9 protein-coding genes and 2 pseudogenes are annotated in these 14,783 nt (G+C 68.3%); 8 read left to right on the top strand and 3 right to left on the bottom strand.

The annotated features are described in order from the left end of the window. A partial coding sequence (locus ACWD0J_RS34815) for a hypothetical protein (RefSeq protein ID WP_451499858.1) occupies positions 1 to 183 on the top strand: 183 nt, incomplete at its 5' end. Between the two features lie 127 nt (positions 184 to 310). Beyond that, positions 311 to 1,382 (top strand): annotated as a pseudogene (locus ACWD0J_RS34810) (LacI family DNA-binding transcriptional regulator). 319 nt (positions 1,383 to 1,701) lie between these two features. Here the strand turns inward: ACWD0J_RS34810 and ACWD0J_RS34805 are convergent. Next, positions 1,702 to 1,920: a hypothetical protein gene (locus tag ACWD0J_RS34805; protein ID WP_451499857.1), complete on the bottom strand. Its 219-nt coding sequence runs from the start codon at positions 1,918 to 1,920 to the stop codon at positions 1,702 to 1,704. Positions 1,921 to 1,970: 50 nt separating this feature from the next. On the opposite strand from ACWD0J_RS34805, the pseudogene ACWD0J_RS34800 reads away from it, so the two are divergent. Both ACWD0J_RS34800 and ACWD0J_RS34795 read left to right on the top strand, forming a co-directional pair. Then, positions 1,971 to 2,375: pseudogene (locus ACWD0J_RS34800) on the top strand (beta-galactosidase); the annotation flags it as partial. Positions 2,376 to 2,703: 328 nt separating this feature from the next. Further along, a complete protein-coding gene (locus ACWD0J_RS34795) occupies positions 2,704 to 4,509 on the top strand; it encodes an RICIN domain-containing protein (protein WP_451499856.1) in 1,806 nt (601 codons plus the stop codon). Positions 4,510 to 5,493: 984 nt separating this feature from the next. Here the strand turns inward: ACWD0J_RS34795 and ACWD0J_RS34790 are convergent. Beyond that, positions 5,494 to 6,603 carry a LacI family DNA-binding transcriptional regulator gene (locus ACWD0J_RS34790; protein ID WP_451499855.1) on the bottom strand — a complete coding sequence of 370 codons (1,110 nt, stop codon included), beginning with the start codon at positions 6,601 to 6,603 and terminating at the stop codon, positions 5,494 to 5,496. Positions 6,604 to 6,715: 112 nt separating this feature from the next. Next, positions 6,716 to 7,729 carry a hydroxyacid dehydrogenase gene (locus ACWD0J_RS34785; protein WP_451499854.1) on the bottom strand — a complete coding sequence of 338 codons (1,014 nt, stop codon included), beginning with the start codon at positions 7,727 to 7,729 and terminating at the stop codon, positions 6,716 to 6,718. A gap of 365 nt (positions 7,730 to 8,094) precedes the next feature. On the opposite strand from ACWD0J_RS34785, the gene ACWD0J_RS34780 reads away from it, so the two are divergent. Genes ACWD0J_RS34780 through ACWD0J_RS34765 form a run of 4 tightly spaced genes read left to right on the top strand, consistent with a single transcriptional unit; the run spans position 8,095 to position 14,759 of the window. After that, positions 8,095 to 9,423 carry an ABC transporter substrate-binding protein gene (locus ACWD0J_RS34780; RefSeq protein WP_451499853.1) on the top strand — a complete coding sequence of 443 codons (1,329 nt, stop codon included), beginning with the start codon at positions 8,095 to 8,097 and terminating at the stop codon, positions 9,421 to 9,423. Between the two features lie 51 nt (positions 9,424 to 9,474). After that, a complete protein-coding gene (locus tag ACWD0J_RS34775; RefSeq protein WP_451499852.1) occupies positions 9,475 to 10,425 on the top strand; it encodes a carbohydrate ABC transporter permease in 951 nt (316 codons plus the stop codon). After that, positions 10,422 to 11,321 (top strand): carbohydrate ABC transporter permease, encoded by a 900-nt coding sequence (locus tag ACWD0J_RS34770; RefSeq protein ID WP_451499851.1) that lies wholly within the window; start codon positions 10,422 to 10,424, stop codon positions 11,319 to 11,321. Before ACWD0J_RS34775 ends, ACWD0J_RS34770 begins: the two co-directional genes overlap by 4 nt. Before the next feature lie 12 nt (positions 11,322 to 11,333). Further along, positions 11,334 to 14,759, top strand: coding sequence for a Tat pathway signal sequence domain protein (locus ACWD0J_RS34765; RefSeq protein WP_451499850.1), 3,426 nt, complete (start codon positions 11,334 to 11,336; stop codon positions 14,757 to 14,759). The last annotated feature ends 24 nt before the right edge of the window (positions 14,760 to 14,783 follow it).

Below are 14,783 nucleotides of genomic sequence, written 5' to 3'. Positions count from 1 at the left end.
CCCACGATCACCAACGATGGTGTCTCCATCGCCAAGGAGATCGAACTCGAGGACCCGTACGAGAAGATCGGCGCCGAGCCGTGCGCGGTGCCGCGCTGCCGCCGACCGTCAGGCGAATGGCGCCCGGCAAAGGCAAAGGCGTCCGGGGCGGCATCGCCCTGGACATCGAGGGCTCATTTCTGACTTTCAGTAATGTTGCGCAACCCCTTGACGCGCCGCCTCGGAGTCAATAGATATGTCTGCGCTGTCATGACTGCGTAGACACACAGGACTGACTCGCGCTCGGACTGCCGACCCTGAGGAGACGCCCATGGCACGACTGGCTGGCCGCAGCACACGTGCCGCACCACGCAGCGTGGATGTGGCGTGTCTGGCGGGCGTCTCGCAGAAGACGGTGTCACGGGTCATGAACGGTGAGCAGTACGTCTTTGACGACGTACGCCGACGGGTCCTCCACGCCGCCGAAGAACTCGGCTACCGGCTGAACCATGCGGCCCGGGCGCTGGCCTCAGGCCGGACCCGGTCCATCGGCGTCGTGACGCTCGGAACGGCTCTGTACGGACCGACCACACTGCTGATGGGCATCGAGCGCGCCGTCCGGGACACCGGTTACGCGCTCCGCGTGGTCAACACGATCGAAGGTGACGCCCCGGACGTCGCCAGTGCCGTCGACTCGCTCCTCGACCAGGGCGTGGACGGCATCGTCATTTCCGAGCCGATCGACGAGGCGAGCGACTCAGGCTCTCTCCGTCCGCGTCGACGTGCCGGTCCTGGTCCTCGGCGCGCCGCCGTTCGCCGCCTCCCGGGTGGTGACCGCGGGGCTCGTCTCCCACCGACTGGCACGGGCGGTCACCGAGCATCTGCTCGAACTGGGCCACACGACCGTGCACCACCTCGCCGGGCCTCTTCGGCGGTACGCCGCCAGGGACCGTCTCGAGGGATGGCGAGCGACGCTGGCCGAGCACGGCAGACACGAACCACCCGTCATCGCGGGTGACTGGTGGGCCGCCTCCGGCTGTGCGGCCTACCGCCGACTGGCCGCCGACGACAGCGTGACCGCCGTCTTCGCCGCCAACGACGACATGGCCATCGGACTGATGCGCGCGCTGCCGGAAGCGGGCCGACGGGTGCCGGAGGACATCAGTGTCGTCGGTCTCGACGACATTCCGGTCGCCGCCTACGTGTCTCCTCCCCTGACCACGGTGCGACAGCCCTTCGACGCCATGGCGCAGGACGGCCTCAAGCGTCTCATGCACACCATCGAGAACCCGGATGCGGACCCGATTCCGCTGAGCGACCCGCCGGTTGAACTCGTCGTCCGCGCATCGACTGCGCCCCCGTCGCACCGGACGACCCCGGATCACCGGCGAACCTCCGCCTGACTCCTCATGCCCCATATCCCGATCACGATGAGAGGCCCGCCCACCCACAGCTCCTCGCCCCGCATTCTCTCTTCTGACGCCCGCTCCTGAGCACACGAGCGACCCACCCGCGGGCTTCGCACCCCGTGCTCATCAGTGCCACGGCCTGGGCACCTCCCCTGGAGCCGATCACCGACACGCCCCTTCGCCTCTGCTCACGCCGTCACAGGCGCGAGCTCCTCTCAGCCAGCGAACATGACGTACCCGGCCCGACGCCGCGGCGGTACCCGCTCGCCGTCGGCCTTGCCCGGCCCCATGCCCAAGCACCACAGCCGGCATGTCACACAGCAACCGTCGCCCGGGTCGCCGATCCCTTACGCCCTTCTGCGGAGTTCACCATGTGCAGATTCTTCACCTGCTCCTCCGCCGCCTCCCTCAGCAGCCGTGGCTTCCTCGCCACGACCGGAGCCATGTCGAGCGGTGTCGCGCTCACCGCCTGCGGCGGCAGTGGCTCCGGCGGTTCGACCGCCTCCGTCAAGCCGGTCAGCCAGGCCGACATCGACAAGGCGATGAAGACGCCGACCGATGGGGATCACCGCCCAGTCCGCCACCAGGCAGCGCCTCGGCTGGGGTGGCCGCCAGGAGGCCGCCTTCACCCACCCCGCCTTCCGCTTCCACGCAGAGCGGGTGATCCGCAAGATCGTCGAACGGTACGCCGGCCACCCGGCCGTCATCGGCTGGCAGGTGGACAACGAACCGGGCCTGCACCTCTTCCACAACCACGGCGTCTTCCAGCGGTTCGTGAACCACTGCGGGAGAAGTACCTCGACGTCGAGACCCTCAACCGCGGGTGGGGTCCGGTGTATTGGTCGCACCGGCTGTCGACCTGGACCGACCCGTGGACCCGGACGGCAATGTCCAGCCTCAATGCGACGTCCCGTGGGGGAGTTCCAAGCCCGCCAGGTCACGGACTTCATCGGCTGGCAGGCCGACATCGTCCGCGAGTACGCCCGGGTACCGCGCCCTCACCCGGGCGCTGGCCGAGTGGCTGACACCAGCCGCGCGCAGCAGGTGGTGCGACTCCCCCGCCGCGTCTGCCACCGCCACCACCGGCACCTCCCCCGACGGGCACCGTGTCACACCGTCCACAACCGGAGCCAGGAGCCGACGAGAGCCCGCCCCGGTGGACTTCACCGACGCTCTCACGGGCGCCTCCGCCCCCACGGGCTCAGCGCTGAAGCTCGGCCCTTGGCACGTACGTGTCGTCGTCTCCGCCGACGCTGAAGGGATACCGGCAGCCGAAGTGGGCGACCAACCCCGATCCATCCACGAAGGAGTGGCTATGCAGAGAAGAAGACTGGCCAAGGTACTGGGAACCTTCGCCGCAGCATCCGCCGTGCTGGCGATCCCCATGGTCAGCGCCCAGGCGTACGACCCGACGGGCGGGATCCTGTACCAACTCGGAAGTGAGCCGTGCCTGAAGGGGCGGGGCAACTGCGCGATCTACCCCAAGTCGGCGCAGCTGCCGAGCGGACGTCTGGTCGCGTCCTTCGAAAAGTCTACTGTCGTGACCGCGACGGGAAGCGCCGACAAGCAGACCCTCCCGGTCTACAAGAGCGACGACCACGGCACGACCTGGCAGCCGCTGTCGGAGGTCAAGGCTCCCGCGTACCTCTCCAGCGACGCCAAGTACGCGAAGTACACGAGCAACTGGACCAACCCGTACTTCTACACGCTGCCGCAGGACGTCGGGAACCTGAAACAGGGCACGCTGCTCCTCGCCAGTGTCGTGTCGGGCGACGACTACTACTACAAGGAGCACAAGGCGGCCGACCCCAACTGGACGCCGACCAGCGACGGAGACCGCAAGGATCTGGCGATCGCCCTGTACTCCAGCACCGACGAAGGTGCGACATGGCAGGTCGTCAACGTCATCGCGACCGGCGGCTGGCAGGGCGGCAGCGCGGGCGCCATCGGAAGGAACATCGCCGCAGCGAACACGAACAAGCAGGTGGACCCCCTCTGGGAGCCGTATCTGATGGTCTACAAGGGCCAGCTCGTTTGCTACTACTCCGACGAGAACGACTACATCGGATACAACGCGACCACCGGCGTCCCCACCCTGGACCCCGCCAACGACACGGCCACCGATTCGATGGGACAGGTCCTGGTCCACAAGACCTGGGACGGCCGCAGCACGACGTGGAGCGCCCCCGTCGTCGACGTCGCGGGCCTGACCCAGGACATGGGAGGCGGCAAGACGGAGATCGGCCGCGGCAGGCCGGGCATGACGAACGTCGTCCGCACGACGGACGGCAAGTGGATGATGACGTACGAGTACTTCGGCGGCGGAACGAACCTCAGGTACAAGCTCGCCGACGACCCCTTGAAGTTCTACCTCGACTCCACCTCGGGCACGGGCGTCACCAGCCTGCCGCTCGACACCGGTTCCCGTGCACTCGCCACGGGCGGCAACGCGGTCCTCATCAGGCTTCCCGGTGGACGTCTGGTCTACAACGCCGGCAGCAGCGCCAACGTCTGGGTCAACGAGAGCGGACGCAGCGACGGTACCTGGAAGGAGTACCAGACGACCTCGCCGGCCGGCTACAGCCGCAACCTGCAGTACGTCGAGGGCACCGGCCGCATCGCGATACTCAACAACCAGGGCACCTCCACGATCGCCTACGCCGAGGTCGACCTCGGCCACTCCGACGGTCCCTACTACCAGCTCGTGAACCGCAAGACGGACCAGGTGATCGGCACCGGGGACAACACCAACGACGCCAACATCGGCAACGAAGACGTCCCCGATGTCCGCCTGGAGGACCCCGGCTCCGCGGCAAACGCGGACACCCAGTACTGGCACGTGGTGACCGAGCCCAACGGCGGAAAGACTCTGCTGAACAAGTCGGGCGGCCGCGCGGCGGCCATCTGGACCGGGAACGCGACGGCCGGCCAGAAGATCGGCCAGTGGGTCGACAACAGCAAGACGGGCAGCTGGAACCTCGTCAAGACGAGCGACGGTTTCTACAAGCTGCAGTCGGTTAAGAACACGAGCCTGTACCTGACCGGTTCGACCGCTGGAGGACAGCTCACCTTGGCGAACGCGGTCACCGACGGTTCGCAGGACTGGGAGCTCGTTCAGTAGGCAGACCAGCGCCATGTTGCGGGGCCTGGCACCTATGCCAGGCCCCGCCCCTTCATCGGATCGAACACCGTCCGATGTCGCGCTGACGGACCCGGAATCTGGGCTGCCGCTCATCGGCACTGACCTGGATTGCGCCTGCGGTCGGCCGCCCGAGTCCTCCTGGGACTGCCGGTTCTACGCCCGGCAGCGGCACCGGAACAGTCGGGCGCGCTCCCGGCGAGCTTCTCGCGGACGACTGCCGCGAATCTTCTCCTCCTTGGGGCACTGTCTGCGCAGGGCATGACCACCGCGCCGGTCCCGCCGCTGATGGGGAGGCGGCGAGACCTCCGCGCCGATGTGTGGTTGTCGTAGACCAGCGTCAGCTTGCCGCCTTCGTCGCGCCCGAGGCAGTCGTAGGGAAGCCGGCAGATCTCCGCGGGTCAGCGGCCGGTGTCGATGATCAGCTCGACGGCTGTGCGGATCTCCGGGGCTCCCTTGGCGTCGAGCCCGTCGAGGTGCTGGCAGAGCTGCGTCATCACCTCGGCCGGAAGGTCCTTGCCGGCCTCGTTGTCGTCGGGGTCGTCGGGGTCGTCGTTGTCGTCGGGGTCGTCGGGGTCGTCGGGGTCGTCGGGGTCGTCGGGGTCGTCGGGGTCGTCGGGGTCGTCGGGGACATCCTCGGCCCCGCAGGGCGAAGGTCTCGCAGAGCCCGTGCAGGGGCTGATCTCGCTTGGTCAAGCCCAAGGTCCGCATCCGGCTCAGCAGCCGCCGGGCGGATCGGACCACGCGGACGTGCGCGTATGCGCTGATCTCGCCTTGCTCGTTCGGGAACCGCGGGCGGTTCAGGGAAACCGTCAGGTCACCGCGTGCCGGAAGGAGTCCCTGCCGCACACTGGCCGATCGCCTGAAGCGCCGGGATCTCCGGAGACAGAGGACGTGCGCGACTGGCAGTCCTCGCTGTGGGGCGACCGGGCCGGCTCCGGAAAGCGAGGGCGGCTTGCTCGGCGGTCAGCGCAGCGTGGCCACCGACTGGCGGATCACCAGCTGGGTGCTCAGGACCACATGGTCGTCGGCGGGGCGCTCCTGGCGTTCCAGGGCCAGCCGCACCGCGGTGCGGCCCAGGTCCTCATAGGGCACCCGCACCGTGGTGAGCGCGGGCGTGAGGTCGGCGGCGAAGTGGACGTCGTCGAAGCCCACAAGCGAGACGTCCCCGGGGACGTCGAGTCCGGCTTCGCGCAGGGCGGCGAGTGCCCCGACGGCCACCATGTCGGTGCCCGCGAGGATCGCCGTGAAGTCCAGGCCGGAGGCCAGCGCCTCGCGCGTGCGCTGATAGCCCGAGACACGGGTGTACGGACCGGGAACGTCGAGTTCCTCCGCGTGCGGCACCCCGTGGGCGCGCAGGGCGTGCAGGTAGCCGTCCCTGCGCTGCTGCCCCGTACTCAGCTCGGGGATGCTGCCCAGGAAGAGGATGCGTCGGTGCCCGGCACTGAGCAGCTGATCGGCGGCCTGGAAGGCGCCCCCACGGTTGTCGTACTCGACCACCGTGACCGGCAGGTCGCCGGGCAGCGCCGAACGACCCACCAGCACCAGCCGAGAGCCCGCCGCGTCCAGCGCCCTGGCGTACTCGGCCATGCGCTGGTGGTACCCGTCGTCCAGCACCGCTCCGCCGACAAGGAGCACTGCGGCCGCGTGCTGCTCGCGCATCAGCTGGACCAGGTCGTCCTCGCGCTTGCGGTCGCCGTGGGTCGCGCAGACCAGACTCAGCCGGCCCCGGGAGGCCGCCTCCTGCTCCACTCCGGCGGCGACCTGGGCGAGGGAGGGGCCGGTGATGTCCTTGATTACCAGGGCGATGGGGCCGGCAACCTGTCCTGACAGCGCCTTGGCGTGGACGTTCACCACATAGTGCAACGACTCCACCGCCGCCGTGACCCGGGCCCGAGTGGCGGCGGAGACCGGATAGTTGCCGGCGAGCGTGCGGGAAACGGTTGCTACGGACACCCCGGCCTTCGCGGCGACATCACGAATGGTGCTCGGCCCTTCTCCACCTTCGGCGCTCTTCCGTCCACGCTTGGGGCGACTGTGTTCATCGCTGCGGAGTCCGTTTCCCTTGACCGTCACAGCTCGAAGTTACTGCATTGGACACCTCCTGCTGAGGGTGCGGAACGAAAATTTCGGCAGCCGATTCGGAAATCGTTTTCCTACAGCAACCCCATGAGAGCGTTCGGGTGGCTCAGGCGCTGGTGGCCAGCTCGGCCCGGTGGACCCCGTACGCGGGCGGGGACCCGGCGGCGGATCGCTCCAGCTCCTCCACGACGGTGCCGCCGAGCCGCGCCAGCTCGTTGCCCAGCGAGCCGGCGATGTGCGGAGTGAGGAAGACGTTCGGCAGCCGGTAGAGGGGGGAGTCCGCGGGCAGCGGCTCCGGTTCGGTGACGTCCAGCACCGCGCCGATCCGGCCGCTGACCAGTTCCTCGGTGAGTGCCCGGGGGTCGACGAGGGCGCCACGCGAGGTGTTGATCAGTACGCTGCCGTCCGGGATCAGCGCCAGCCGTTCGCGGTTGAGCATCCGGTAGGTCTCCGGGATGTCGGGGGCGTGCACGCTCACGATGTCGCTGGTGCGCAGCAGCTCGTCCAGCGGCAGCGAGGCGGCGCCGAGTTCCGCCGCCTCGGCGTCGTCCACGTACGGGTCGTACAGGCTGACCGAGAGATCGAAGTGGCGCAGCAGCTCCAGCAACCGGCGGCCGACGCGCGAGGCGCCGATCACGCCGACCCGTCGGCCGAGGTTGCCGACCGCCGCGTACTCGTCCGGGCCCGGGTAGACCCGCTCGCTCCGGAAGCGCTCCCGGAGCCCGAAGGCATCCTTGCCGGCGAACAGGATCGCGGCGAGCGTGTACTCGGCCACAGGCAGCGCGTTGGCGCGGACGGCGCTGGACAGGCTGAGCCCGCGCTCCCAGAAGGCGTCGCCGACGAGGCTGCGCACGCTACCGGCCGCATGCAGGACGGTACGCAGCCGGGGGGCAGCGTCCAGCACCTCCGCGCCGAGGTGCGGACAGCCCCAGCCGGTGATCAGGACCTCGGCCTCCGACAGCGCCAGGGCGGCCGCCGGATCGGTGAAGTCCTGGACGGTGAGTGCGGGGTCGACCCGTACGAGCGTCCGCAATCGCGTCATCAGGTGTGGCGGGAAGAGCTCGGGCAGATGCACCGGGTTCATCGCGAACAGGGCGGAAGGCAGCGGCGACGTCGACATGGTGCTCCTGCTTGGACGGGGATGAGCGTGAGGCGCCCAATGGCTTAGTAAACGTATTCCACGCTAAGGGCCGCCACTAAGGCGGGTCAACGTTCAGCCAGGCGTCACCGGCTCGGGATCCCCAGATGCATAGCGTGACATTCGCGTGAAATGAGCAGGTCAGAGCTGGCATCGAGTAACGTCCTGGAAAGTTTGACGAAACAATCCCACTGTTCCCTCTTGTGGTCCCAGCCACTCCCGCCTTACGGTCCACGGCAAACGGTTACTGTCTCGGCAAACGGCTCGCCGCCTGCCACCCCCACCTCACTGCTGACCGCGCCGGCTCCCCCACCGCACGCGCCGTCCTGTTCCCCCGTGGAGGACCGATGTCCCAGTTCCGCAGCAGATCCCTCGCCGCAGCCGCCGCCGCGGCCTCCCTCTCGCTGGTGCTGTCCGCTTGTGCCGGCGGCGACAACACCGACACCTCGGCCGCCCGGAAGACCAAGGGTGACGTCACTCTGGAGTTCTGGAGCTGGACCGATGGCATCGAGGCCCAGACCAAGGTGTGGAACAAGGAGCACCCCGAGACCCAGATCAAGTTCGTCAACGCGGCGGGCGAGACGGCGTACCAGAAGCTGCGCGCCGCGGTGAACGCCGACACCGCCCCCTGTCTGTCCAAGATGGACGGGATGAACCTGGCGAACTTCGCCGCGGACGGCCTGCTCACCGACATCACCAAGCTCGCCGAGCCGTACAAAGGCAAGTACACAACGGCGGCCTGGAACGCGGTCAGCCCCGGCGGTACCACCTTCGGCATCCCCATGGGCTCCTCCCCGCTGTTCACCGCCTACCGCGCGGACCTCTTCGAGAAGTACGGCATCGAGGCGCCCAAGACCTGGGACGACCTGATCGCGGCGGGCACGAAGGCGCAGAAGAAGAACAAGGACGTCAAGATCTACAACATGGCGGGCGAAGACCCGAGCACCCTGGTCGATCTGTCCTGGGAGGCGGGCGCCCAGTGGTACAAGGTGGACGGTGGCCACTGGGTGATCGACTTCACCTCGCCCGAGGCCCTGAAGGCGGGCGAGATCGTCCAAGAACTGGTCGACAACGACCTCGCCTCCAACGCCTCCTACGCCGACCCGGGCGTCTTCAAGACCTGGGACCTCGGCAGGACCATCGCGATGACCACCTCCACCTGGCAGCTGCCGATCTACGACACCAACTTCCCCAAGTCCAAGGGCAAGTGGCAGCTCGCCGACTCGCCGGCCTTCGACCCGGCCAAGCCGCAGACCTCCAGCAACTTCGACACCACGGCGGTACTCAAGGGCTGCAAGTACCCCGACCGCGCCGCCGAGTTCGCCTCCTGGCTGTCCAGCAGCGAGGAGTCACTGACCGCGCTGACCGACCCGGCCTCCAAGTCCGGTCTCTTCCCGGCCGTCAACGACGTGCGCCCCTACGTCGACAAGATCATCCCCACCGGGATGTTCAACAAGGAGTCCGACAGCGCCCAGATCATCACCACGGCCGCGTCCCGCGTCGGCGACCAGTGGCAGTACGGGCCGAACTACGCCGCCATGTACTCCGAGATGCAGAAGCAGTGGGGCAAGGTCATGAATAAGGAGCTCACGGTCAAGGAGATGCTGACCGGTCTCCAGAAGTGGACCCTCGACGACCTCAACGGCAAGGACATCAAGGCCGTCCCGGGCAGCTGACCCGCGGTTCACGACACCGCAGACAGCCGCGCACACCACTTGGAGACATCCGTGTCCACCCTGACGCGACCGCCCGTCGCGACCGACTCACCGGCCCGGCGGCCCTCCCCCCGCCGGGCCGGGAGGCGGGGAGCCTACAAGGGGCTGCTGTTCACGCTCCCCTTCCTCTTGGGTTTCCTGCTCACCTACGTCCTGCCCATCGGCTACGCCTTCAGCCAGAGCCTGCACGAGAAGAAGAGCAGCGGCCTCGGTTTCGGCCCGACACGGGTCGTCTTCACCGGCTTCGCCAACTTCGCCTCCGTCCTCACCGACGACGCCTTCTGGGCGAGCATGCTGCGCACCCTGCTCTTCGGATCGGTGCAGATCGCGGTGATGCTCGGCATCGCGCTGCTGCTGGCCCTGCTGCTGGACGGAGTCGCCGCCCGGGCCGTCCGCTTCTTCCGCGCGGCTCTGCTCATCCCGTACGTCATCCCAGCCGTGGTCTCCACTCTGATGTGGCTGTTCCTCTACAGCCCGACGGGCAGCCCGCTTCTCGATCTCGCGGACCGTGCCGGGATGCACATCGAGTTCTTCGGCGGTCTCAACACGTATCTCTCACTCGGTAATCTGCTCACGTGGCAGGGGATCGGCTTCAACATGATCCTGATCTCCGCCGCCCTGCAGGCACTGCCCCGCGAGCTGTACGAGGCCGCCCGGCTCGACGGCGCCCGCGAGTGGCGCATCGCCTGGTCGATCAAGGTGCCCAACATCACCGGCATCCTCATCCTGACCGGCATGTTCTCCCTCATCGGCCGGCTCCAGCTGTTCGGTGAGCCGCTCATCATGCGGCAGATCGCACCGGAGTCCATCAACACCGACTTCACTCCGATGATGGAGATCTACGACAAGGCGTTCAAGACCGGCGACTACCAGTACGCCGCGGCCGAATCCCTGGTTCTCGCCGTCGTCACCGGCATCCTCGCCTTCGTCTTCTACCGCGTCACGAACAGGAAGATGTCATGAGCAGCGCCACCAGGGCCGTCCGTGCCACCAAGGTCACCGGCGCCTCCGGTGGCGGGGTACGCCCCACCCGCGGCGCGGTTGCCCTCACCACCGGCCTGCTGATCGTCTTCCTGCTCTACTCCCTCGCCCCCACCTGGTTCCTGCTGGTCTCGGCCACCAAGAACCAGACCGACCTGTACTCCACGTTCGGCCTGTGGTTCTCCTCCAACCACCTCGGGGACAACCTCCAGGACATCGCGAGCTACCACGACGGAGTGTTCCTGCGCTGGATCGGCAACTCGGTCCTCTACTCCACCCTGGGGGCGGCGGGCTCCACGTTCATCTCGCTCGCCGCCGGCTACGGCCTGTCGAAGTTCGAGTTCCGCGGGCGGGGGGCGCTGTTCGCCGTCATCGTCGGTGCCTCCCTGCTGCCGAGCACCCTGCTCGCTTTCCCGCTCTACCTGGTGTTCGCCGAGATCGGGCTCACGAACACCATCTGGTCGGTGCTGATCCCGTACTTCATCAACCCGTTCGGGGTCTATCTCGGCAAGGTCTACGCCGACAGCTCCGTACCGACCGAGCTGATGGAGGCGGCCCGCATCGACGGGGCGGGCGAGGTGCGGATCTTCTGGACGGTCGCGCTGCGGCTGATGAGGACCGGCGGCATCACCATCTTCATGCTCGACTTCATCAACATCTGGAACAACTTCTTCCTCCCCCTGTTCATGCTCACGGGCGAGCGCACCTTCCCCGTCACTCTGGGCCTCTTCTCCTGGGCGCAGCAGGCGCAGAGCGCCCGCGACATGAACACCCTCGTCCTGACCGGTTCCCTGCTGTCGATCATTCCGCTCGCGATCTTGATGTTCACGCTCCAGAAGTACTGGCGCAGCGGAATTCTCATGGGCAGCCTCAAGTAAGAAGGATCAGCCGTGTCCAACGCCCCCAGAAGACGTGAAGTGCTCAAGTACGCCGGGACGACCGGCGTCGCGGCGGTCGTCCTCGGCCTGCTGACCGCCCAGCCCGCCGCCGCGTCGCCGGTCACCGCGGACGACGCTCCCGAGACGTATATGAAGGCCGTCTGCAAGCCCCTGGACGTCGTCGTCTTCGGCGAGGACGAGTCCGAGGCCGCGCACAGCCTCACCGCCACGCTCTCCGACACCGTCACCGGTGGCCTCGGCCAGAGCGCCCGCGTCCTCAACCCCACCGAGCCGGCGGGCTACTGGGGCGGCACGCTCAAGTTCGACGTCGCCGTCAGCCCGACCGGCACCACCTACGTCACGGTGCGCCTGTGGGGCGACGACTACGACGACACCTCCGAGCAGGCGGGTTCCGGCACCAACATGTGGCGGCTCCAGCTCTTCTGCGACGGCCTCCAGGTCGGCTACCAGGACGAGGGCGCGGTCGACAGCCTCGACATCCTCGACACCGCGCCCCGCACCCCCGGCCGCTTCTTCTTCCACACGCTGCCGCTGCCGGAGAGCATGACCGCCGGCAAGGAGAAGGTGACGCTGGAGATCCGCTCCATGGGGCGCATCTGGTCGTACGGCCAGAACCCCGACCAGCTGTACCGGAAGATGACCACACCCTCGCGCGGCGTCTACCGCGTCTACACCCACACCGAGCCGTACTTCATCCCGCCCAAGGGCGAAGCTCAGGGCCCCGCCCCGGAGTTCAAGGCGCGTAAGGTCGAGGGCCCCGAGGCGCTGGAGGCCGTGCGCAAGCGCGTCGAGAAGGACCAGAAGTTCTACCTCACGTCCGCGAACCCGGCCGGCATGGACGCCTTCGCCTTCCAGTCCCTCGCCGAGGGCTACCTCTGGTCGGGCAGCCCCGCGTACAAGAACCCCGCGGCCCTGGACCGCGTCCTGCGGGCCGTCGACGGGCGCTACCTGGCCTGGAAGTCCGACAAGACGGTGCTCACCGGCTCCGACCAGCAGTGGCAGGGCTTCGGCCGGGTCGGGCTGGTACTCGCTCTGCTCTGGGAGCACCTGGGCGACCGCCTGGACCAGAAGGTGACCGGCTCCCCTTTCGAGATCACCAACGCGGACTTCGAGGAGGGCGGCGACACCCCCATGGGCTGGGAGGTGCCCGGCTGGGGCAGGACCGCCGACGCCACCTGGTCCCGTGACACGGACGTCTCCCGCTCCGGCTCCGCCTCGCTGAAGGTCACAGCCACCGCGTCCAACGGCTTCATCACCGTCTACAACTCGCCCAAGACCCGCATCGGCAAGGGCACGTACACCTACGGAGCCTGGATCAGGACGGACGGCGTCACCGGCTCCGGCGCCCACATCGACCCGCTGTTCTTCGACGCGAGCGGCAAGCTCGTCGGCACCGACCACCGTAAGTTCGCCGCCACCGGCACCCACGGCTGGGAGTACGTCTCCATCGACCTGGAGACCCCGGCCGGCGCCACCCAGGTGGAGATGCACCTGCGGCTGTCCGGGCCCGGCACCACCTGGTTCGACTCCGTGGACCTGGTCAAGCCCACCGAGATACGCAACCCGGGCTTCGAGCAGGGCACCGCCACCCCGGCGGGCTGGACCGTGCCCGGCTGGGGCAGGACCGCCGACACCTCCTGGTCCCGTGACACGGACGTCTCCCGCTCCGGCTCCGCCTCGCTGAAGGTCGCGGCGACAGCGGCGAACGGCTTCGTCACCGTCCACAACGCGGCCAGGTTCCAGGTCGGTGAGGGTACGTACTCCTACGGAGCCTGGATCAGGACGGACGGCGTCACCGGCTCCGGCGCCCACATCGACCCGCTGTTCTTCGACGCGAGCGGCAAGCTCGTGGGCACCGACCACCGTAAGTTCGCCACCACCGGCACCCACGGCTGGGAAGAGGTCTCCCTCGACCTCAAGACCCCGGCCGGCGCCACCCAGGTCGAGTTCCACCTGCGGCTGTCCGGCCCCGGCACCGCCTGGTTCGACTCCGTGACGGTCACCCCGCCGAAGAGCGAGGACACCACCGAGCAGCCGGTGCGCCGCGCGGCGTACATCGACATGCTCAAGTCCAGCCGCGACTACTGGCGGCAGCACTTCCCGCACTACACCAACCAGTCGCAGATCTGCGCCATCGGCATCTACCAGGCCAACCGGGGCCTCAGGCTGCTCGACCCGGACCTCGCCCTGCCGGAGGACAAGGCCCGCGACTACATGTACCAGTCGCTCGGCATGAAGCCCTACCTCGGCAGGGAGGACAAGGACGGCAACCCCACCAAGCCGCTCGGCGAGACCTACCACCAGGTCACCAAGGCGGGACTCACCCGCGAGCTGGGCTACGTGGGCAGCTACGGCGAGGTCATCGACTGGCTCGTCATGATGTACGAATCCGTCACGCGCGGCCACGACGCCCAGGCGGCGCCCGAACTGCGCGAACAGATGGTCAAGATCACCAAGGCGCGCGGCCGGTTCCGGGTGGTCGACGTCGACGAGACGGGCGGCAGGGTGTCCCGCATCGAGACCGTCATCGGCTGGCGCAACGAGGTGTACCCCGGCGAGATCGCCTACGCCTCCCGCACCGCCTGGGACTCCAACCCCGTGATGTCCGCCGCCGTCTTCAAGGACCCCGACATCGTCGGATGGACCCAGGAGATGGTGGACGACGGCCAGTTCTACCGGCAGCTCGACCTGCTGATCAGCCACACCTGGACCCGGGTCGGCCTGGCCGCGCTGCGCCTGGTGTCCCGCGACTGGGACGCGTTCCAGAACCTCGCGAACCGCCCCGCCCGCATCCCCACCGCCTGGGACCAGCCCGACTTCGTCTTCGCCGACGAGGAGAGCGGCTGCCTCGCCGTGAAGAACGGCAAGGAACTGCTGTTCGCCTCCCTCTACTGGCGGTCCCGCCAGGGCGTCAACAACTACGCCCGCGTCCACCACCTCACCCCTGCCGACCAGCGCTCCGCGACGGTCCGTGAACACTCCGCCGGCACCACCGACGAGATCTTCACCGCCCGTGACTGGATCCTGTGGGACTACGCCATCAACGACCCGGGGGCCGGTCACCTGCCGCCGGGCGGCTTCCCGCCTCCGGGCGAGACCCTCCACCAGTCGCAGGAAGGCGACGTCTACCACCTCGCCCCGATCCCCGGCGACATCCCCGACCCCACCCTCGGCGTCCACTTCGACGGCGTGGAGACCATGCTCGTCGGACGCGCGCCGTTCTACCTCTGCGAGTACGGCGACTACCTGATCGCCATGAACACCACCACCGACAGGACCTTCACCCTGCCCGCCCGCCAGAAGTTCGGCCCGGCCCGCGACCTCGCCACCGGGGAGATGATCGGCGCCGGGCAGCGGCCGAAGCTCGGTCCGCTCAGCACCCTCGTGCTCTACCGGGGCTTCCCGGCGAACGACTGACACACCGGTGGAGCAGGTGCGGCA

The organism is Streptomyces sp. NPDC003011, assembly GCF_053591515.1.
Note: the sequence above shows the minus strand (reverse complement) of the source record. Positions and strands in the feature narration are given on the sequence as shown.

Excerpts from the sequence above, each read along its gene's own strand:
- ACWD0J_RS34785 (WP_451499854.1), bottom strand. The coding sequence starts at position 7,729 with ATGTCGACGTCGCCGCTGCCTTCCGCCCTGTTCGCGATGAACCCGGTG.
- ACWD0J_RS34770 (WP_451499851.1), top strand. The coding sequence starts at position 10,422 with ATGAGCAGCGCCACCAGGGCCGTCCGTGCCACCAAGGTCACCGGCGCC.
- ACWD0J_RS34780 (WP_451499853.1), top strand. The coding sequence starts at position 8,095 with ATGTCCCAGTTCCGCAGCAGATCCCTCGCCGCAGCCGCCGCCGCGGCC.
- ACWD0J_RS34805 (WP_451499857.1), bottom strand. The coding sequence starts at position 1,920 with ATGTCGGCCTGGCTGACCGGCTTGACGGAGGCGGTCGAACCGCCGGAG.
- ACWD0J_RS34795 (WP_451499856.1), top strand. The coding sequence starts at position 2,704 with ATGCAGAGAAGAAGACTGGCCAAGGTACTGGGAACCTTCGCCGCAGCA.